Consider the following 19713-nt stretch of genomic DNA (forward strand, 5'->3'; position numbering starts at 1 on the left):
CGACTTAGCCCTTATCGCGCAAGAGCCGCGCTTTCTGGCGGTTCCAGTCGCGCTTGGCGGCGTCCTGGCGTTTATCCGAGTGGTTCTTGCCCTGCGCCAAGCCGACTTTCACTTTCGCGCGGCCCTTCTCGTTGAAATAGAGTTCGAGCGGAACGAGCGTCATGCCTTTGCGAGCGATCTGGATTCCAATTTTGTGGATCTCCTTCCCGTGCATCAGCAGTCGGCGCTTGCGGCGCGGCTCATGTGGGAAGAGCGCGGCTCCGGGATATTCGGCGATGTAGCTGTTGATCAGCCAGATGCCACCATCCTCGATCGATGCGTAACTCTCGGCGATGTTGGATTGGCCACGGCGCAGCGATTTCACCTCCGAGCCGAGGAGCTCGATGCCCGCCTCCCAGCTATCGGTGATGAAGTACTCGTGACGTGCTTTGCGGTTTTCGGCGACAAGCGTCGTGCCGTCGTCGCGTTTGGCGGCCATGGATCAATCGGTCCGAGATGCGATCACTCGGCAGCCTTAGCGCCGATAAGATCAAGCTGAACGAGCACGCGATCAATCGCCTTGCGGGAGGCTTCCGAAATCGGAACCATCGGCAGCCGCATTTCGGTTGAGCACAGTCCCAGGCGAGAGACCGCATATTTCACGGGGCCGGGATTGGTTTCGATGAAGAGAACGTCGTGCAGAGGCATCAAGCGATCCTGCAGCGCGAGCGCTGTCTTGAAATCACCCGCGAGGCAGGCGCGCTGGAACTCAGCGCAAAGCCGCGGCGCCACGTTTGACGCGACCGAGATGCAACCACGCCCGCCATGCGCCATGAAGCCAAGCGCCGTCGCGTCCTCGCCGGAGAGCTGGCAGAAATCAGGCCCAAGCGCTGCGCGAACCTGTGACGGACGCGCGAGATTCGCGGTGGCATCCTTCACGCCGACGATATTCTTCAGTTCATAAAGACGCGCCATCGTCTCGACAGACATGTCGACAATCGAGCGCCCCGGAATGTTGTAGATAACGATCGGAATTGAGATCGCGTCGTTGATCGCCTTGAAGTGCTGATAAAGCCCCTCTTGCGACGGCTTGTTGTAATAAGGCGTGACGATCAGCACCGCGTCCGCACCAATCTCCTGCGCATAGCGCGACAGCTCAACCGCTTCGTCCGTCGAGTTCGATCCCGTACCGGCAATAACCGGCGCGCGCTTCTTGGCGGCGAGCACGCAAAGTTCAATGACGCGCTTGTGTTCATCGTGGTCTAGCGTCGGGCTTTCGCCGGTCGTACCGACAGGAACGAGGCCGTTCGTGCCTTCCGAAATCTGCCAGTCTACGAAGCGGGTAAAGGCGGCCTCATCCACTTTGCCGTTGCGAAATGGTGTTATGAGAGCCGTAATGGAGCCGTTGAACATGCGGTTGCCTTGGATTGGATCAGCACACGGCCGACTCGTTAACTCAAGAACCTACTGTCCCGTCAGCCCCATATAAGAGCGACGGGTCATGGTCTCGCCGCACGAGCATGCCACCTCGCCAGGTGTGAAATGCTTGCGCCAGACACCATACCACCCCTTAATGCTGGAGAAACGATGACCGGCGACGCAGGTCCAGCGACATTAGGCGCTCGGCTGGCCCGCCGCAAGATCGGCAGTGCCGCGTCTCAGCGAATGAGAGCCATGCCTACAATTTCTTCCTCGGTCGCGCCTTTTAGCCTTCGCCGACGCGCTTCTTTCCGCGCGTTTGCTGGCCTTTTCGCTCTTGCGGTGGCCGGGTTTTCGGTGCCTGCCAGCGCGCAGGGCACGCCGAGCATCAGCCCAGCCCCTACAATCTCTGCTGCCGAAAAGCAGCACCTCGCAAAGCTTGACGCCGCTCTCGCTCCCTTGTTGTCGGTGACACCCTCGTCCGGCGATGCGAGTCGCCTTCGTGAGGCCTCTGCTGCGGTCCGTAAGCGCGACATCGATGCGTTCATGGATGCCCGTAACGGGATCTCAGATCCGGTTGCCCGCAAACTTGCCGACTGGATCCGTCTCCGGTGGGGTCTTGGCAAGCCTGCGGAGTTTCAGGCGTTCCTGCGAGACAATCCACTCTGGCCAAATCGCGAGATGATTACGCAGCGGCTGGAGGAAGCGCTTTTCAAAGATGGCGGTAGCGCGCAGGAGATCAAGGACTTCCTGAAGAACGGCGGCCCGCAGACGGGCGTCGGCAATGCGGCCCTTGCCTCCGCGTATCTCGCGGAAGGGAACACGCAGAAAGCTCGCGCTCTCGCTGCGAAAGTGTGGCGCGAGATGACGATCGCGCCGGAGCTTGAAAGCGGGTTCATTGCGAGATTCGGGAAGCTGTTGACGCCTGCCGATCACAAGTGGCGCTTCGACCGGATGGTAACGAACAACGTCCGCTTTGCAGCCAACCGCGTTGAACGAGCGGCGGCAGCGAAGCGGCTCATTCCGCTGCTTCCCGCGTCTGAGCAGAAAATCGCAACCGCGCGGCTCGCTGTTTTCAACAGGGCAAAGAACGCTGACAGCCAACTGGCCGCTGTCTCTTCCGGTGAGAGCGACGATCACGGGCTCGACTTTCATCGCGTGCAGATGCTGCGCAAAGCCGGAAAGATAGAGGAAGCATCCCGCATCATTCTCTCGGTTCCGACCGATCCCAAAAAGATTGCCGAACTTGATGAGTGGTGGGCGGAGCGGCGCGAACTCGCGTATGGCGCGCTCAAGGCTGGAAAAATGCAGCTTGCCTACCGGCTCGTGAAGGACGCCGGACCGCTCAGCGTGAACCCGCTCAAAGATCAGACGTTCATGGCGGGCTGGATTGCACTGCGCTACCTCAACAATCCGACGGCTGCGGAACGTCACTTCCAGGACATGGCGAAAGCCGCCGATGGTCCGTTAAGCCGCGCGAAATCCGCTTATTGGCTCGGTCGCGTGTCAGATGCTCGCGGCGATCGTGCAGGCGCAATGGCTCGGTATCAGCTCGCCGCGAAGAACCCGGACACGTTCCACGGGCTTCTCGCGATGCAAGTTCTGGATCCCGAACGCCGGTCGATCAAGATCACGCCGCCCGCGCTTCCGACCGCGGAGCAGATCCGTAATTTCAATACGCTCGACGCTGCGAAGGCGTTGATCATTGCTGGCAAGGCCAATCTATCGCGCGCCTATACGCGGAGCTTTTTGACCGGATTGCAGAGCGCGTTCCCGAGCGAAGCCGAAGGCGGCATCATTGCCCATATCGCCGAAGTTCTCGGCGATCCGCAGATGTCGCTCCGGCTGGCGAAAAGCTCGGTGGCGCGTGGGCAGAATCTGCTCATGTATTCGTATCCGGTGAAGCCGTTCCCTGCCTACAAGCCGCTGCGTCCACCGCCGGAGACGGCGCTGCTTCTCGGGATCGCGCGGCAGGAGACGGAGTTCGAACCGCAGACCATTTCAGGCGCCGGTGCAAAAGGCATGCTTCAGGTGATGACCATCACGGCGAACCACGTTTGCCGCGACTACAAGATCAAATGCCAAATTGCGAAGCTCACGACGGACACGCCCTATAACGTCATGATCGCATCGGCGTATATCGCCGACCGCATGCAAGACTTTAAGGGCTCCTATGTTCTCGGGCTCGCGGGCTATAACGCGGGGCCTGGCCGCGCGCGCCAATGGATTCGTGAGAACGGCGATCCGCGCGATCCGAATGTCGATACAGTCGACTGGATCGAACGCATTCCGTTCAAAGAAACCCGTGAGTACGTGACGAAAGTTCTTGCGAACATACAGATTTATCGGTCCAGACTTGGCGACACCAAGAATGCTCTGCGCATGCAGCAGGATCTCATTCGAATTCACGACGGGCAATCGACGGGAAGTGCCAACACACGCGCCCGCCCCTCGGGCAACGAAGGCTGATACCGCGCGGACTTGATACGGGACGACAGCAAGCTGATGACCACCGAGACCGCGACAGGTTACGATGAAATCTATTTTCATGGACGTGACGGATTGCGGCTCTACGGCCGGCATTATCGCGCGGCGATACCGGCCGGTGCCCGCCCGATCGTTTGCTTGGCCGGACTGACACGCAACAGCCGCGACTTCCACACGATCGCGCTGGCGCTGAGCCAGAACAGCAGTCCTGCGCGCGACGTCTTCACGCTCGATACGCGCGGACGCGGCCTTTCCGAGCACGATCGTGATTGGAAGAACTACGCCGTTCCGATCGAGATGCAGGATGCCATCGACTACATGACGATGCTCGGACTGCGCGAAGCGGGCATCATCGGAACGTCTCGCGGTGGACTGATCACGATGGTGCTCGCGGCCGTTCAACCGTCTTTGGTCGGACCTGTTGTCTTGAACGATATTGGTCCGCTTATCGAGATGGACGGGCTTGCGCGAATTGCCGGTTACGTCGGCCGGATTCCTGTGCCGAAAAATTGGCCAGACGCCGCGCGCATCGTTCGGGATCTCACCCAGCGCGATTTTCCTAATCTGACAGACGAAGATACGGACGCCGTTGCACGGCAACTCTTCAACGAGAAGAACGGCAAGCCGACGAGCGGATACGATAGCAAGCTCACGAAATGTCTCTCGGTACTCGACGGTCCTATTCCTGCTCTCTGGCCGCAGTTCGAGGCACTGAAGCGCGTTCCGCTTCTCGTTCTTAGAGGTGGCAATTCCGATCTGTTGTCAGAAGCGACCGTCGAAGAGATGCGGCGGCGGCATCCGCAGATGAGTTCGGTGACGGTTCCGGGTGAAGGACACGCGCCGCTTTTGCGCGACGCGCCAACGATCGGAGCGATCGCCTCGTTCTTCGCGAATACGGACGAAGTTCATGACGGTGTGCATCACGGGGCGATGACGCGCAGCGACTTCAACTACGTTTCGCGGCTGGTATCGACTTCGCCGCGATCCACGCGCCGCGAAAATTCCGTATGACCGCCGCTCGATAGAATGCGCGCCTGCTCGACCCAGCCCTCGCGCTCGATCCGGCCCTTGAATTCGAGCACCTGACTCACACGATCGATATCGCCGCTGGTCCAGTTGGCGATATGTTCGTAGCGCGTGATGCCCATCCCATTCAGGCGCTTTTCGCTCAGGACGCCAATTCCGCGGATGCGCTTGAGATCGTCGTGCGGCTCATCGCTGGCGGCGATGGGTTTCGCAGGCTCCGGCTTCTCGGCAGGCGCCGGGGCGTTCGCGGCTTCCTTCTCTTTGATCGCGTCCGTGAGCTTCGCAGGAATAGAGATTTTCGGATCGACCTTCGACAGCGGCGAGATCGGCTCGATGGGACGCAGTCCGCGCGTCACGCTGGCAGATGCCGCAGCGATTGCCGCCGCAGCCGCTGCTGCCATTTCCGCAACGGATCGACCCTGGCTTGCAGCGGCGACGCCCAATTGTTTCGGAGCGCTATCAGTGTCTTCAAGGTGGGTCTCAGAGTCCGCTTCAGCTTCCGGCGCAGTTTCGGTGGAGGGCGAAGACTCGTCGTGTTCTTCCTCCGAGTGGTCGCCTTCTGACTCGTCGTCCTTCGGCGTCTCGGAGTCGATGGCTGCCTGCGTTACGGACGCGATGGTTGTCGCCACGGGCTTTGCCGCGTTCAGCGCGGCGAGGCGATTGCGCGAATAGAACGTCTCTCCGCCCTTCGCGAGAATTTGCGCTTGCTCAACCCACTGTTCGCGGTCGATCCGGCCGGGGATTTCAAGCAATTGTCCGAAGCGATTGACGTCGGCCGCGGTCCAGGCGGCGATGTGCTCGAAGTCGTTCACGCCCTCATGTTTCAAGCGCTGTTCGAGGTCTGAGTTGATCGCGCGAATGCGCTGGAAATCATCTCCACCTTCGATGAAGACGCGGGGACGCTCCTGCGGCTTCGGTGCCGGAATTGGGATGATCGGCTCGGGTTCGGGCTCGATTTCCGGTTCGAGATCCGGCTCTGGCTCAGGTTCTTGCTCAAGCTCGGGCTCCGGTTCTGCTTCGGGCTCGTGCTCAGGTTCTGTTTCGAGTTCTGCTTCGTGTTCTGGCTCGGGTTCTTCTGCAGACTCAGGTTCGAGGTCCGGTTCAGGCTCTGCTTCGGATTCGGAGACGGCCTTTGCGACGGTATCTGCGTCGCGAGAGGTTTCTGTTTCCTCACGGCTGCTTTCGTTTGACGGCTCGTCTTCCACTCCGCTCGGACGCTTCGTTTCATCAGCGCTTTCGCGATCGTCTTCGTTCGCGTCTTCTCGCGTCGCTGCTTTCGAGCGCATTGAGTCACGGAATTTCGGAAGGAACGAGATCGACGCGGCTGCGGCGGCTTTGGCCGTCGCGACTGCCGCCGCTGCTGCCGACGTCGTCGCGTCGGTCAAACGCGAACGTCTTGTGGTCGGTTGATCGTCTGTTTCGGCCTCGGCGGATTCCGTTGGCGCCACGTCTTCATCGGACGACGACGGTTCGTCTTCGGTGCGAACAGCAGGCTCGATCTGCGGCTGAAACACCGGAGCGGCGACTGGTTCAGGTTCGGGCTCGTAAACCGGTTCCGGTTCATAGACCGGCTCGGGTTCGTAGACGGGCTCTGGCTCGTAGACGGGCTCTGGCACATACACGGGTTCCGGTTCCGGCTCAGCCGGCGGCGCATACGTTCCCGTGAGATAGTCGCCGGTGACGGCTGCCAGAACTGCCGGGCGAACTTCGACGATCGCGCGCCTCGGGATGCCTTCGTTCGGATCCGGCCCCATCAGCGCGCGTTCAAAGCGTGCTGGGTCAACCAGCTTCGGCACCGGGCGCGGTTCGGGGCGGCGCAGCACGTCGATCCGCGGCTGGACAGGATCAATCGAACGCGGAGCAACCATCTGCGGAGCAGCGCGCGAAGTGTGGACCGGCACGTAAACGGGTGCGGGCGCTGGTGCGGGGTAGTTTTGATCGACGCCGGAATCGACCGGAACATACACGGGTTCGGCTTCGCGCACACCGAAGAGCGCGCGCTTCAGCGTGCACGCGAGAAAGGCGCCGAGAAAATACGCGGCAAGCAGCAGTAGAAATGTCTGAACGTACAGATGTGTCATCTACGTCCGTCCGCTCCGTCGGCAGGAGAGCCCGGTTTCAAAGTGCATTTCCTCATGCCTTCGGCTCTCGGCATGAAAACCAACCCGCGGCGAGCCCCAGCGCGAAGGCCAACGCAATCCACCAGAAGAGCTTCACAAACAAATAGTCCATTTCGTGCTTCGCCCTCTCCGGCCTCAATTGACCTTGACGTTGAATTCGATGCGGCGGTTCTTGGCGCGCCCTGCTTCCGTCGCGTTATCGGCAATCGGACGCGTCGCGCCGTAGCCGATCGTCGTCAGCCTGCGCGCGTCGACACCGTGCGCGCCAAGAAAATCTGCAACAGCGCGCGCTCGGCGGTCAGATAGACGTTGGTTGCGCTCGTCAGTGCCTTCGGCGTCTGTGTGGCCTTCGATCTGGATGCTAAACGCGGGGCATTCATTCGCGATCTCGGCCAGGTCTTTCAGAGTCTGGGTGCTATCCTGCGTCAGGTCCGCCTTGGCACGATCGAAATTGATGACGCCCTTCGACGACGTTTGGCGCATCAGCGTCTGGCAGCTATCGGCCGCCTTTTCCTCAACCGACATGACCGTGATGGCATCCGTCACCTTGAAGCCGGGAGGCAAGTCCGTCGAAAGGACGCTGCGGACATCGTTGGCGACACGATCCGTTTCGGCTGCGCCGTGGATCGCCAAGTTCTTACCCTCGATGGAGACGTCTCCATTTCTCAGCTTGGAGAGTTGCTCGAGCGCGACGCGCGATGCCGACAACCAAGGTTCGGCCGACGCACCGACGACCTTCATGTTGTCTGCAATACTTTCGCCTGGATAAATCCTTTGAGCATTCTCGATCAGGCGGAGGCGAGACGGGTCGTCGGGAGCTTCACCCTCCAGAGTGATCATGCTGTTGGATTCACGGATCGCCTTCCATGACAGATCCGTTTTCATTGTGCCGGTGAAAGATATGTTCGCCGTCGTCTCGCACGTCTGCCCGGCGGCCGCCTTAACGTCGCCCGGTACGGTTTGTGCCGCCGCGTAGTCATCCGTTTCGCCCGAAACGTCGAGCTTGCGATCCGACAGGATCGACTTTCCGTTCTTGAGACGCGGCAATGACGCGAGCCCGGCAACGACGCATTGTTGCCAGCCTTCCGGCGCACCGGCTGCGACCTGCGTTTTGTCGTTCACGGTGCGGTTGGGGAACCGCGCGCGCACGGCGTCTACGAGAGCGGCGCGTGCGGCTTCGCTCGGGACCATGCCGATCACATCGACGTTCGTTCCGGTGTTGACGATGCCCATCACATAGCCGCCGCTCGGCAGAGCCAGATCGGAGCGCGGATAATGGATGCGGTCGACGATCTTGAAGTTCTGCGGCACGTCGAGCTTTAGCGAACGGCGGACAGCCGTTGCCACCTGCTCGTCCGCAGCTTCGCCGGTGAACGTCAGGTTTCTATCGCTGAATGACGCCTCACCCGATTTCAATTGCGCCAACTGGTCGAGCGTGACGGCGACGGCCTTTGCCCAATCCTTAGGCGAGCCGTCCGCTACGTCGGAGCGATCGGAAATCGTCATCTTGCCGAAGAGCGTCTTGGCGCGCGACGCGATTTTTGCCTTATCGCCATCGGTCGGTGCAAAGCCAGAAAGGGTTACGCCGTCACCGCCCTTTCGGGCTGCCCACACGAACGGCTTTGCGATCGGAGCGGAAATTTTTGCGGATGCCAGATTGACGCCGCGAGGACGACGACTCTCAAGCGCGGTTCGAACTTCGCGATATACCGCCGAGGTTGGCGCTTCTCCGCGCATCGACAGATCGAGCGCCGAAAGCTCGGCTTCGCCCCGCTTCAGGGCCGCTAGATTCTTGAGTGTGAATTTCGCCCCAGCCAGCCAGGTGTCGCGATCGATCGAGCCGCGCGCGAGGCGCATTTCATCGGCGACTGCCGCCTTCGGAAATTCATTTCGTGCGGCATCGAGCAATGTCTGGCGCGCAGCTTCGGACGGAACGTAGCCGCCGAGACGCAGCCGACCGGGTCCGTCGGACGTTGCCGACCAGCGGTAGTTATCGACATGCTCGATGAGTTCCGCGCGGTTACGCGCGACGCGAACGCCCCAGATGTTCTTTGCATAGGCGAGTGCGAGGCCGGGTCCGCGGTCTTCCGGCGAGCGTCCCGTCAAAATAACGTCGCGGCCTGAGACATTCGGAGCGGCCCAACCGAGCCCTGCCCTGTTCAATGCTTCGGATGTGCGCCGGGCGAGATCGCTTTCGATGTCGTCGCGCTGCACCTCAACGGCAACCCAACTCAGAATCGCGATCGGGATCAGTCCCAAAAGCCAATATGAGGGATTGCAACGCATGCACACGCGACTCCGAAACCAAAAAAACGCGGAGCCCCGCAGCACGGCCAAAGCTCAGCAGGAGAAGAAGCGATACGCGACCGCTCCGTCTCGTGGCCAGACTTTGATCCGAGCGGACCCCCGATGGGAGTATAGTCAAGTGCCGTGGCCATTCCAAGCCGAGGAGGCTCGCCACCGCCATTAACTAACGTCATGAATTTGTGGGTATTTTAGGGTCTAAGTCGCGCTTGCCTATACGATTTTCGTCTTGCCGTGGCCTATTGCTCGCATTTGGGCAAGGCTATGGCGAAAGCGCATTTTCCGGCCGCTAATCCCTAGAGACTGTCGCTAGCGCCGAGCGCGCTTAGAGAACAATGACGGATTTTCCCGCCGCAGCGATCGCGGAGGCGACCGGGTGACCATCTCTCAGACCCGCCATGTCACGCGGGGACGCGCACACAAGGCAGACGATCCGGCGTCCGGCGTTGGCGGCGACCAGTCTCTCTATTGACCCGTTTGATGGGGTCTTGCCTGGGCCTGCAAGGCAGTGACGCTCAGATTCACGGCGTGCGAAATCGAGGGCGGCAGGTGGAACGCCATCTTCGAACAGGATGACATCGGCGGCTCGAAGCGCCCGGACGGCCGCAAGAGTCAATGTCTCGGCGCTGGAACCAACCTCAACCACAGGAACGGCGGCTGCTTCGATGGTTGCCGGATCTGACGCGGCTTCAAGCAGCGCAACGCGGTCAGCGGACGTCGGGGCACGCGCGGCGTCGCGCATCGCGAGATCGGCGAAGCAGGTCCAGAAGGTTCGCTTCCGCGCGGCGGGCTCCGCCTCAAGGACCGGGTCGCGGCGCCACTCTTTTGCTGCTTCCGCCCAGCGCCGGAACCCGTCGGGCAGCAGGCTTTCGATGATCGAGCGGATCGCTTGGCCGAAAACGGGCGCGCCGCCATCTGTCGAGATTGCGACGACCAGCGGTGAGCGGTTGACGATTGCGCCGAATTGAAAATCGCAAAACGCTGGACGGTCGATGACATTGACCGGAATGCTTGCCGCGCGGCAGGCGTTGGCGAACTCGTCCGCGTCTCGATCTTCTGTCATGGCGCCGATCGCCAGCGCGGCACCACGTAAGTCAGAAGGCTGCCAACTTCGTCTCTCCAGCGTGACGCGCCCGTTGACGGCTGATGCGTTGAGTTCTGTAAATCCACTTACATACTGGTCCGCAAAGACCTCGACGTTCGCACCGGCGGCGGCCAGCAGCTCGGATTTCCAAAGCGCGGCGTCCGTGCCGCCAGCAACGACAACGTGTTTCCCGGCGAGCTTGAAGAACACGGGTAACGTCGCGAGAGGAGCCATCCTTGCCGCGGATGTCGTGGCAAGTGTTTTGAGGTTTCGATCTTCAGGCACAGCGCTCATGCGTGCGTCTCTGGCATCTGAGCGCCTGCCACCTCGGCGCGGGCGTTGCGGCGGATGACCCGCGGCGGCTGGCCAAATACACGCAAAAATGCCCGGCGCATCCGGTCGCCGTCGCCAAATCCGGTTTGCCGCGCAACGACGTCAATCGAGTGATGGCTTTGTTCCATCATCAATCGAGCCGTCTCAACGCGGAGTTTTTCAATCGCCTTTGCGGGTGACTGACCCGTTTCGGTGCGGAATGCACGACTGAATTGGCGCGGGCTCAAATGCGCGGCGTTCGCCAGAGCCGCGACTGTAAGATCAGTGTTGAGATTGCGCTTCGCGTAGTCCAGCGCCAACTGGATGCGATCCGATTTCGGTTCGAGTTCGAGAAGTGCCGAGTATTGCGATTGGCCACCCGCGCGCCGATGGTAGACGACGAGCTTGCGCGCGATGATACGCGCGACCTCAGCGCCGAGATCATCTTCGATGAGTGCCAATGCGAGGTCTATGCCCGCCGTCATTCCCGCAGAGGTCCAGATCGCTCCGTCATTCGAGAAGATGCGATCGGCATCCACTTTCACGTTTGGAAAACGCAACTGCAGTTCGCGCGCGTAATACCAATGGGTGGACGCGCGGCGGCCATCGAGTAGACCTGCCTCCGCGAGAACGAAAGCGCCCGTGCAGATCGACGCGATCCGCCTGCTGCGATCGGCGGCGCGACGAATATAAGTGACCATGCCCGCGCTTGGCGGAATTGAAACGTCGCCACCTCCGATTATGACCGTGTCGACGGCATCTTCGATGAATGTCTCGGTTTCGATTGCCACTCCGGCCGACGTTTTGACGAGACCACCCGCCTCAGAAACGAAGCGCATTCGATAATATTCATTGCCCGTCAGGCAGTTCGCGAGCTCGAAAACCGCGGTAACGCCGAGCTCCATGACGGAGACGCCGGGGAAAACAACAAAGTCGACTGTTTGCACGCGCGACCTCAACTGAATGTCCTGAATTGCCGGATATATGACATTTGAGACGCGAGGGGGCAATCCTATCTTCGCACTGCACTGCCCTGCGCAATGAGCGCTGGTGACTGTCTCTATTAACCCGCAATGCCAATCGCCTCGACGATTTGCCGGAGTGCCGGCAGGTGGAACCCTTCAAGCTCCGCCCCGGTTTCGGTTTTGAGAATGTTGGCAATGCGGACCACGTGATTACCTTTGCCGGGCCGCTAGTTCCGGCGCCCCGTGAACGATCTCTTTTTCTGCAACCGTGGACATCCATTATGACAATTCAAATGCGTCTTGCCCAAGCCGCTGCGCTGACACTTGCCGGTGTGATCTCGATTGCCTCGCCGGTATCAGCGAACGACATGAACGCCATCGCCGTTGCCGGTGATCGCGCTTATCCCGAGAGCATCGCGGCTGCGTCGGACGGCACGTTGTACGTGAGCAGCCTTGCGTCCGGCGGCATCTTCCGCATCAAGCCAGGCGCTTCGACGTCAGAAGAATGGATCAAACCGGGCGCATTCGACACGCGCTCCACGTTTGGCGTGCTCGTCAACGACAAGACCGGCGAACTTCTGGTTTGCTCAAACGACGCTTCGGGGATCGGCGTACCGGGACCGAGTGAGGTCAAGGGAAGTCATTTGAAGGCTTTCGATCTTGCAAGTGGCGAAGGCAAATGGAGCGTGAAGCTGCCGAAGGACGGCAGCATCTGCAATGACGCGGCGATTGCGAACGATGGTTCGATCTACGTCACCAACACGTCGTCACCGCAGATCCTCAAGCTGAAGCCGGGCGCAAAAGAGTTTGAAGTCTGGCTCGAGAGCGAAGAGTTCAATCAGCCGAAGGAAGGCGCAGGGCTTGATGGAATTGCCATCGGCACCGACGGCAATCTCTATCTCAACACATACACAAATGCTGAGCTTTATCGTGTCGAAGTGAAGGACGGCAGCCCCGGTAAGATCACGAAGCTGAAGCCATCGCGTGCGCTTCAGTTTGCTGACGGTTTGCGGCCTGTCGACGGCGAGAACACATTTATCATGGCCGAAGGCAGCGGCTCGATCGACCGTGTCACGATCAAAGGCGACACGGCTGAAATCGAGACGATCAAGGATGGATTTTCCGGCCCGACGTCCGTCGCACTTGTGAATGGTGCCTACTATGTGACGGAAGGCCAGCTGCCGCACCTGTTCGACCCCAAGGCCGGTCCTCCGAAGCTGCCGTTCCAGGTCACGAAAGTTCCAGCGAAGAACTAAGCGGACGTATCCGCGCGCTATTTTTAGCGACGAAGGAGTATTGCGATGACTATCCATTTTTCACGGCCAGCGCGTTTTGCGCTGGCTGCCGGCGCCCTGTTGTCAATTTCCAGCGCCGGCACAACACCTGCTTCCAGCCAGGAAAAAACTTGCCCTGAGGGGGCCGCTGCCGGGATCACACTGCCGAAGGGTTTCTGCGCAACGATCGTTGCCGATAAAGTGGGTCACGCGCGTCAGCTCGCCGTCGCGCCCGATGGCACGCTCTACGTGAACACGTGGAGCGGCGTCTATTACGGCAACGATACACCGCCGGACGGCGGTTTCCTCGTCGCGTTGAAAGACACCAAAGGATCGGGACACGCGGACAGCGTCAAACGTTTCGGCCCGTCGTTCGCGGAAGGCGCGCACGGCGGCACCGGCATCGCTCTTCACGATGGCTGGCTCTATGCCGAAATCAACGATCGGATCGTTCGCTACAAGCTGAAGGACGGCGAGACCGCGCCGACCGGCAAGCCTGAGACGATTTTGAGCGGAATGCCCATCACGGGCGACCATCCGATGCATCCGTTCACTATCGATGGCAGCGGAAACCTTTTCGTCTCGATGGGTTCGGCAACGAATGCGTGCGAGGTGAAGAACCGCATGCCACGCTCGCCCGGCAAAGATCCCTGCGTTGAGCTCGAAACGCGTGCAGGCATCTGGCGATATGACGCCAACAAGCAGGACCAGGTCTTTTCACCTAAGGAGCGTTTCGCGTCCGGCATCCGCAATCCGGAAGGTCTCGATTTCGATGCGTCGGGCCGCCTTTACACAACACAGCACGGCCGCGATCAGCTTCATGAAAACTGGCCGGAGCTTTACACTGCCAAGCAAGGTTTTGAGCTTCCCTCTGAAGAGGTGATGATCGTCAAGGAGGGCGCGTCGTACGGTTGGCCGAAGTGCTACTTCGATCCCGATCAGAAGAAACTGGTGTTGGCGCCTGAGTTCGGTGGAGACGGCGGCAAGAAGGTCGGCGAATGCGACAAGGCTGAGCCGCCGACTGCGGTATTCCCTGCGCACTGGGCACCGAACGATCTTAAAATCTACAAGGGTGCGCAATTTCCGAAGGCCTATGCGGGCGGTGCATTCATTGCCTTCCACGGATCATGGAACCGCGCGCCCGATCCGCAGGCTGGCTATAACGTCGTGTTTCAGCCGCTGGCAGATGGCAAGACGTCTGGCGGCTACGTTGTGTTCGCAGATGGGTTCGCTGGAAAGTTCAAGGATCCGGGTCGCGCAGCGCATCGTCCTTCGGGTTTGGCAATCGGACCCGATGGCTCGCTCTACATCAGCGACGACAAGGCCGGACGGATTTGGCGTGTGACGTTCAATGGTGATCCTTCGGTCGGCATTGAAGCTGCCGCAACGCCCGCCGTCGAAGCTTCTGCCTCACCAGACGCTCTGCCGCCGGAAGGCGTTCATCCGGATGCGGGCAAGATGGCTGCGCTTCCCGTGCCGGAAGGCGCGACTGCCGAAGACGTCGCGCTTGGTCAGAAAATATTCCACGGCGAAGTCGCAGGTGCGACCTGCGCCGGTTGCCATGGTGCAAACGGGATCGGTACGCCGGTCGGTGCCGATCTGACGAAAGGGACTTGGCTTTGGAGTGATGGCAGCGTCGCCGGTTTACAAAAGACCATCGAAGATGGCGTTACCGAACCGAAGGAACACCCTGGTGCTATGCCGCCCATGGGCGGCGTGGCGCTCTCCGATAAGGAAGTGGCCGCGGTGACGAGCTATGTTTGGGCCATTGGTCACCAAAAGGCGAAGTAAAAGCCGCGGAAACAATCGCCGCTGCGGGACGTTTATCCGATCAACAGCATAGGCCGTCACTGGCCTCTGCTTTCGATAGGAGATTCAATGAGAAACTCACTCATCCCGTTAGCGGCTGTTGCCGCAGCATTTTCGTTAGCGACCGCCATTCCTCCGGCTGAAGCAGCGCCGCGCCATCATGGTCATCACGCGTATGGGCATCATGGCGGAGGCGGCCACTATCACGGTCAGAGGTATAGCCATCGAGGCTACCATCGTGGCCGCGGATATTGGCGAGACGGACGTTGGATCGCGCTCGGTATTGGCGCGGCCATCGCAGCCGGAGCGGCGGGTGCTTACCGCGACTGCTACTATGAAGACGGCTATCGCTACTGCGATTAAAGCGATCTAACAGATTTAAATCGAGCGTTTCGGCCTTCATGGGCCGGAGCGCTTATTTATTGCCGTCGCGAGGTTATCCACAAAGGTTTTATAGACATTGCGAAACTCTCTTCGCGATCTCCGGGTTCGACTAGTGCACCCCTTGCGATCGGTATTGCGTCATACGGGGATGCAAGTGGTGAAGGCGTCCCGGCATGAGTTCCGCCGGGACGTCTCGCGCAATCGGAACCGCAATTCTTGATTTGGATGTGAGGGTTGCGCGTCGGACGCGATGCCAACGTCTAGCAACCTACGGACATCAGTGAGCCGAATTAAATTGGAAGCTCTGCTTCGCGCTCCGTCCAATAGAGATCAGCGAGCCGATCGAGCAGAATGTCTGGCAACGGGTGATCGATGAGGCCCGTCTGCAAATAGTTTTCTGCGCGAATGACGTCTGCAGACGGCAATAGGATCTTCGTTTTATTGTCGAGTAGAGCCTCTTCGCGCACGTTGACGGTCGGAATGGAAAATGCAGCCCGCCTCATAGCCTCCGACCAAATCCAAAACGCCATCCAGGGATGCATTGCTCAATTCTCCAAATTCGGTCGATGACCGAATGCACCATACCAATGCGATGTGACGTTTCTGAGTTCCGCTATTTTATCGCGGCAAAAAGGGCAGAAACGGCCGTAACATGCGTGGAAGATGGCCTAAGCAAATGAACAAATTGAAAATCGGTTTGTATATTGAACGACGGTTTTAAAACGCTCACGCTCCCGTCTTCTTCTTCGGCACCTTTTTGCCGGCGCGGCGTGCTTCCGAAAGCCCGATCGCAAGGGCCTGCTTTTTACTCGTGACTTTGCGTCCGCTGCTCGATCGCAACGTTCCCTTCTTTCGTTCATGCATGGCGCGTCCAACTTTTTTGGAAGCGGCTTTGGAATATTTCCGGGGCATGTGAACACCTCAGTTGGAAAATGACTGCAAAACCAACAGCGACATTTTCAATTGGTTCCGTCGAAAATCACATTCGCAGCGCGCAAAGTACGCGGAACCGTCCGGCGATCGCGAACGTTTCTGAGGCACACCACATGAGCCACAGCACAAGGAGGTTCGGAATGAATTGGGATCGCATCGAAGGTAACTGGAAACAGTTCTCCGGTAAGGTCAAAGAGAAGTGGGGTGAACTCACCGACGACGAACTGACGAAGATCAATGGTAACCGTGAGCAGCTCGAAGGTGTTCTTCAGCAGCGTTATGGCTATGCTAAGGATAAGGCTAAGGACGAAGTCGATCGCTGGTCGAACGGCCTCTAAGGTTTCTGTCCGGTTTTGAAATGAGAGAGGCTCCTTCGGGAGCCTTTCTTTTGTGGTCAGACCCGAAATGCCTCACCTCTACCTGCGCGAATCTTGCTAACGCGGGATTGGGTGGGGGTTTTGCAATGACAAAGAAGTTCTTTGCAGAAATGTTGGTGAGCTCGAAACATGATCGAGCAACGTCGCGGCTGGAGCTTTGTCTGACCGACGCACACGGAAATCGGCAGGCTCTCAGTCTTAGTCCAGAAGCACTCGCGGGCCTCGCAGCGGCGCTGCAAGCTCTCCCGGTAAGCGCTGCTTCCCACACTGGATTGACCAAAATGCCCGACAGTTTTTCAGTTGGGCGCGGTCGGCACGAGTCTGTCGTTCTGGTGCGTTTCGAAGACGACACACCTTATGGTCTCTCTGCCGCTCAAGCTGCTGAGCTGGGCGAAGCGTTGCTTGAAGAAGCAGAGACGACTGCGGATGCACAGTACGATCTCCGTCACTAGCGCAAGTTACTTCCGCACCGGCTTTTCGTTCGGCTGTGGGGGATCATCGAGAGGAATTGGCTTCGGTTGCGGCGGCTCTTTGGGCTCCGGCGGCAACGGTGGGAGTTCGCCCGGATCCTTATTGGGAGGGGGCGTTTGCGCGGGATCGTTCGTTCCATTTGTCATGGATCACGAACGCCCGGTTTGCTCTACGGTTCCGCGAGGCTGAAGCTATCACTCACGGGCGTCCCGGTCTCTCGCGGCGATCATTGCGGCGGTCGCAGCGGCTTCGCGCTCGCTTCTTCGGGAACGCGGACGCTCTTGCGTAAGAGATGCGTACAACAGCGCAATCGCGACAACCAATGTGCCGCCAAGCACCAGTATCATCGTGAGCGTATTACTCATCTTCCATGATCCGCTGCTGTGCCAACGATTCGTCACTTAGCGACGTTCGTGCAGGGCGCTCATGCTCCATTCCGTCGTCACTATAGGATTGGAAAAGTTCGGCTCGCCCATCGCCAGGCGAATGAGAGTGCGATCCACCATCAGCTCGCACGCGGCTCAAGGTGGAAATGAACACAAGACTCGCAACGACTGCCGCCGTCGTGAGTGTTACCGCTGTTGCAAACGCGCTCACCGAAATCCTCCTTCAAGGAAGAACCGGCTTTATGTGCGGTAGTTCCCGGGATTTTTCGGACGGTTCAGCGGTTACGCACCCGCTATGCCAAAAGACATAGGCCGCATAGTCATTGGCCATCTCCATGCTCGCAACCGACGACGTGTTGCAGCACACTCAGAGGTGTCGGGTCGTCCGCTTCAGCGGCCCGGCAATCTCCTAGCTAGCCTCGCCCCGACGGCCACCGCCGTCGGGGTATTCTTTTGGAAATCCGTGCATTTGCGCGTGCAAATTCCGCGGCGTGTGACTGGATTTCGCGAGCAAACGCGATCATCTCCCGCGACCACTTCAATGGGTCTGAGCGAGTTCTCGGAGAGTGTTCACGTAGGTTTGCAAAGCTGGCAAAGACTACAAGTCAATTCGCTTTCTAAGCATACGTCGCATGGTTTCAGCGGCGTTTTCTATGCTGCTATTTCGCGAACCACAAATTTAGTTCAGACGCCCATGCCATTGATCCAATGTTGGATGTGGTAACTGGCATGTCGCGTTCGATGCGATAGGCGTAGGGAAACCCGCGACAATATTCGGTGCCGGCCTTTTCCGCCTCTTCGCGCGTTTCAAACTTGCCGATGGCCTCGGTGCCTCCGCCAAAACAGCCTTCTTCGTCGTCCTGGCACGCTTTGCACCAGACGACCACACGAAATGGTCCCATCACGTCCCCGCTAAACGATGTCGGCGAGCCGCCCTGTAGCCGCGTCTCGTCGAACCACACGCAGCAGAATGCCGACACGCGGTTCGACTCTGATGTCATTGCCGGAATGGGGCCAAGTTGCGACGCACAATGAGATCGTGATTCATGTTGCAGCGCGTTTCCGTCAGCTTCCAGAAACGTCACAAACGAGTAATTGGGGAACTCGACCTGTTGTGTTGCCGTTACCGCCGTATCAAACGGGAGTTTGCGTTATGCGGAATAAAACGGTGTCTCACGTCTACGACGTCTTGAAGGCGGTCTATGAACTCGAGAAGGAGTTGAAGACCTCTCCCACGCTTGATGAAGCCAATCGCATCGATTGCTCAGAGCATCTGCGTCAGGCGCGTCGGCAGCTCCACGAAGTTCTCGACGAAGTATATTCTTCGGACTTCCGTGATCGGCACGCAGCTTAAGAACGGCGGTTCCAGTGGCTCACGATCCCAACACACTCATAACTGGCTGTTTGACACGTCTCGATCGCATTGAGGCGTCTGTGGCTCGCCTGCAAAAGGCGCACGCTATGCGCCTGAGCAATCCGCGTGGTGAACGTGCCTTCAATGAGATCCGCTTGGCCAAGGCGGCGATTGAAGCGGAGTGTCAGGTGATCAAGCTGAAGCTGACCGAGCTTCGCAGTCAATCAACTGGCGACGAGCAACGAGAAAAGTTGAAACGTCGGCAAGACATTGCGGCTCGCCTTTCCGCTTCGTAACTTCGGCTCAGTTTAGAGGCGCCAAGTCAGGGGCTTGGTGATGCACATCAGACGGTCCACCACGATCGCGTGTCGATCCTGACGTTCGGTGAGGTCCGCTATGACCTTCGCCCTCATTTGCGGCGACCAGGGTTTTCGACTGATGGTGTGAATCTCAACGGACAATTCGCTGACGATTTCGCTGTGCCAGAATACGGCTTCATCGATCGACGATGCGTCGATGGCTCGGGTGTAGCAACGGAGCAAATATAGGTTATCCGAATGCGCGTAGGTTTTGACGGCAGAACCGCTCGCACTCAGCAATACACGCAACGTTTTCTCGTTCTCGAATAACGCGTGTGCTCCCTCGGGTTCAAATCGAGGATCGTTGCGAAATTTCCCCTTCTCGGACATTGCCCCATCCCGTCTCGGTTGCGCGCAACTTTGCTGCGCGGCAGCCTCCCCGCATTTGCTACCTTCGAGCGGGACATTGGTTCCACCAAATCGAGAAGAATTCTCGGACGCGCCGCCCCAAGAAAGTCCGTGTCGTCAAATTCGAACGATTTGGATGCAGCCACTCTGGTTAAAAACCGAGTCTGGAGCGAATGAGCACCAGTCAAAATTCGCTGCTGTGCCTGAATTAAACAACGCACGACGGCTTAGAAGCCGCGTTCGGTCTTCCAGAATATCCCGGAGAGGTTTGCCAAGCATTCCATTGCGCAGAACAAGCAGAAAGGTGCCCGTTGAGGTGTTG

At 59.1% G+C, this 19713-nt stretch carries 20 protein-coding genes; 9 read left to right on the plus strand and 11 right to left on the minus strand.

The window, feature by feature from the left end:
• Positions 1-4 precede the first annotated feature (4 nt).
• Both smpB and dapA read right to left on the minus strand, forming a co-directional pair.
• Entirely contained in the window at positions 5-478 is a 474-nt protein-coding gene (gene smpB, locus DLM45_RS03425; RefSeq protein ID WP_181335590.1) for an SsrA-binding protein SmpB, read from the minus strand.
• A gap of 23 nt (positions 479-501) precedes the next feature.
• Positions 502-1392 carry a 4-hydroxy-tetrahydrodipicolinate synthase gene (dapA, locus tag DLM45_RS03430; RefSeq protein ID WP_181335591.1) on the minus strand — a complete coding sequence of 297 codons (891 nt, stop codon included), beginning with the start codon at positions 1390-1392 and terminating at the stop codon, positions 502-504.
• A 348-nt stretch (positions 1393-1740) separates the two neighbouring features.
• On the opposite strand from dapA, the gene DLM45_RS03435 reads away from it, so the two are divergent.
• Positions 1741-3867, plus strand: coding sequence for a lytic transglycosylase domain-containing protein (locus tag DLM45_RS03435; RefSeq protein WP_343062233.1), 2127 nt, complete (start codon positions 1741-1743; stop codon positions 3865-3867).
• A gap of 36 nt (positions 3868-3903) precedes the next feature.
• On the plus strand, positions 3904-4896 hold the full coding sequence (locus DLM45_RS03440) for an alpha/beta fold hydrolase (protein ID WP_181335593.1): 993 nt from the start codon (positions 3904-3906) through the stop codon (positions 4894-4896).
• Here DLM45_RS03440 and DLM45_RS03445 read toward each other — a convergent pair.
• The 4 genes from DLM45_RS03445 to DLM45_RS03460 form a co-directional block, all read right to left on the minus strand.
• Positions 4836-6992, minus strand: coding sequence for a hypothetical protein (locus DLM45_RS03445; RefSeq protein ID WP_181335594.1), 2157 nt, complete (start codon positions 6990-6992; stop codon positions 4836-4838). The two genes, DLM45_RS03440 and DLM45_RS03445, sit on opposite strands and share 61 nt — an antisense overlap.
• A 174-nt stretch (positions 6993-7166) precedes the next feature.
• Positions 7167-9317 (minus strand): OmpA family protein, encoded by a 2151-nt coding sequence (locus DLM45_RS03450; protein ID WP_181335595.1) that lies wholly within the window; start codon positions 9315-9317, stop codon positions 7167-7169.
• A gap of 343 nt (positions 9318-9660) precedes the next feature.
• Positions 9661-10713, minus strand: coding sequence for a precorrin-2 dehydrogenase/sirohydrochlorin ferrochelatase family protein (locus tag DLM45_RS03455; protein WP_181335596.1), 1053 nt, complete (start codon positions 10711-10713; stop codon positions 9661-9663).
• A complete protein-coding gene (locus DLM45_RS03460) occupies positions 10710-11678 on the minus strand; it encodes a helix-turn-helix domain-containing protein (RefSeq protein ID WP_181335597.1) in 969 nt (322 codons plus the stop codon). Before DLM45_RS03460 ends, DLM45_RS03455 begins: the two co-directional genes overlap by 4 nt.
• Positions 11679-11977: 299 nt before the next feature.
• Here DLM45_RS03460 and DLM45_RS03465 point away from each other — a divergent pair, with 299 nt between their 5' ends.
• The 3 genes from DLM45_RS03465 to DLM45_RS03475 all read left to right on the plus strand — a co-directional run bounded on the left by DLM45_RS03465 (position 11978) and on the right by DLM45_RS03475 (position 15142).
• Positions 11978-12952, plus strand: coding sequence for an SMP-30/gluconolactonase/LRE family protein (locus tag DLM45_RS03465; protein WP_181335598.1), 975 nt, complete (start codon positions 11978-11980; stop codon positions 12950-12952).
• Positions 12953-12997: 45 nt separating this feature from the next.
• A complete protein-coding gene (locus DLM45_RS03470) occupies positions 12998-14761 on the plus strand; it encodes a PQQ-dependent sugar dehydrogenase (protein ID WP_181335599.1) in 1764 nt (587 codons plus the stop codon).
• 87 nt (positions 14762-14848) lie between these two features.
• Positions 14849-15142 (plus strand): hypothetical protein, encoded by a 294-nt coding sequence (locus DLM45_RS03475; RefSeq protein WP_181335600.1) that lies wholly within the window; start codon positions 14849-14851, stop codon positions 15140-15142.
• Positions 15143-15453: 311 nt separating this feature from the next.
• Here DLM45_RS03475 and DLM45_RS03480 read toward each other — a convergent pair whose 3' ends face one another.
• Complete coding sequence (locus tag DLM45_RS03480) at positions 15454-15666, minus strand: hypothetical protein (protein WP_246317132.1); 213 nt, start codon at positions 15664-15666, stop codon at positions 15454-15456.
• Between the two features lie 223 nt (positions 15667-15889).
• Positions 15890-16075: a DUF6496 domain-containing protein gene (locus DLM45_RS03485; RefSeq protein ID WP_181335602.1), complete on the minus strand. Its 186-nt coding sequence runs from the start codon at positions 16073-16075 to the stop codon at positions 15890-15892.
• 161 nt (positions 16076-16236) lie between these two features.
• Here DLM45_RS03485 and DLM45_RS03490 point away from each other — a divergent pair, with 161 nt between their 5' ends.
• Both DLM45_RS03490 and DLM45_RS03495 read left to right on the plus strand, forming a co-directional pair.
• Positions 16237-16434, plus strand: a complete 198-nt coding sequence (locus DLM45_RS03490; protein WP_181335603.1) for a CsbD family protein — start codon at positions 16237-16239, stop codon at positions 16432-16434.
• 125 nt (positions 16435-16559) lie between these two features.
• Positions 16560-16925: a hypothetical protein gene (locus DLM45_RS03495; RefSeq protein WP_181335604.1), complete on the plus strand. Its 366-nt coding sequence runs from the start codon at positions 16560-16562 to the stop codon at positions 16923-16925.
• Between the two features lie 213 nt (positions 16926-17138).
• Here the strand turns inward: DLM45_RS03495 and DLM45_RS03500 are convergent, their stop codons facing one another.
• Both DLM45_RS03500 and DLM45_RS03505 read right to left on the minus strand, forming a co-directional pair.
• Entirely contained in the window at positions 17139-17309 is a 171-nt protein-coding gene (locus tag DLM45_RS03500) for a hypothetical protein (protein WP_181335605.1), read from the minus strand.
• Between the two features lie 680 nt (positions 17310-17989).
• Positions 17990-18331: a hypothetical protein gene (locus DLM45_RS03505; RefSeq protein ID WP_181335606.1), complete on the minus strand. Its 342-nt coding sequence runs from the start codon at positions 18329-18331 to the stop codon at positions 17990-17992.
• Between the two features lie 152 nt (positions 18332-18483).
• Between DLM45_RS03505 and DLM45_RS03510 the strand changes: the two genes are divergently transcribed.
• Both DLM45_RS03510 and DLM45_RS03515 read left to right on the plus strand, forming a co-directional pair.
• Entirely contained in the window at positions 18484-18684 is a 201-nt protein-coding gene (locus DLM45_RS03510) for a hypothetical protein (RefSeq protein WP_181335607.1), read from the plus strand.
• Between the two features lie 14 nt (positions 18685-18698).
• Positions 18699-18980 (plus strand): hypothetical protein, encoded by a 282-nt coding sequence (locus DLM45_RS03515; protein WP_181335608.1) that lies wholly within the window; start codon positions 18699-18701, stop codon positions 18978-18980.
• Positions 18981-18992: 12 nt separating this feature from the next.
• On the opposite strand, the gene DLM45_RS03520 is transcribed toward DLM45_RS03515, so the two are convergent.
• The gene (locus DLM45_RS03520; RefSeq protein WP_181335609.1) at positions 18993-19373 is read right to left on the minus strand and encodes a hypothetical protein; all 381 of its coding nucleotides are present in this window, start codon (positions 19371-19373) and stop codon (positions 18993-18995) included.
• Positions 19374-19713 lie beyond the last annotated feature (340 nt).

Source organism: Hyphomicrobium methylovorum (assembly GCF_013626205.1).
Taxonomy (GTDB): domain Bacteria; phylum Pseudomonadota; class Alphaproteobacteria; order Rhizobiales; family Hyphomicrobiaceae; genus Hyphomicrobium_B; species Hyphomicrobium_B methylovorum.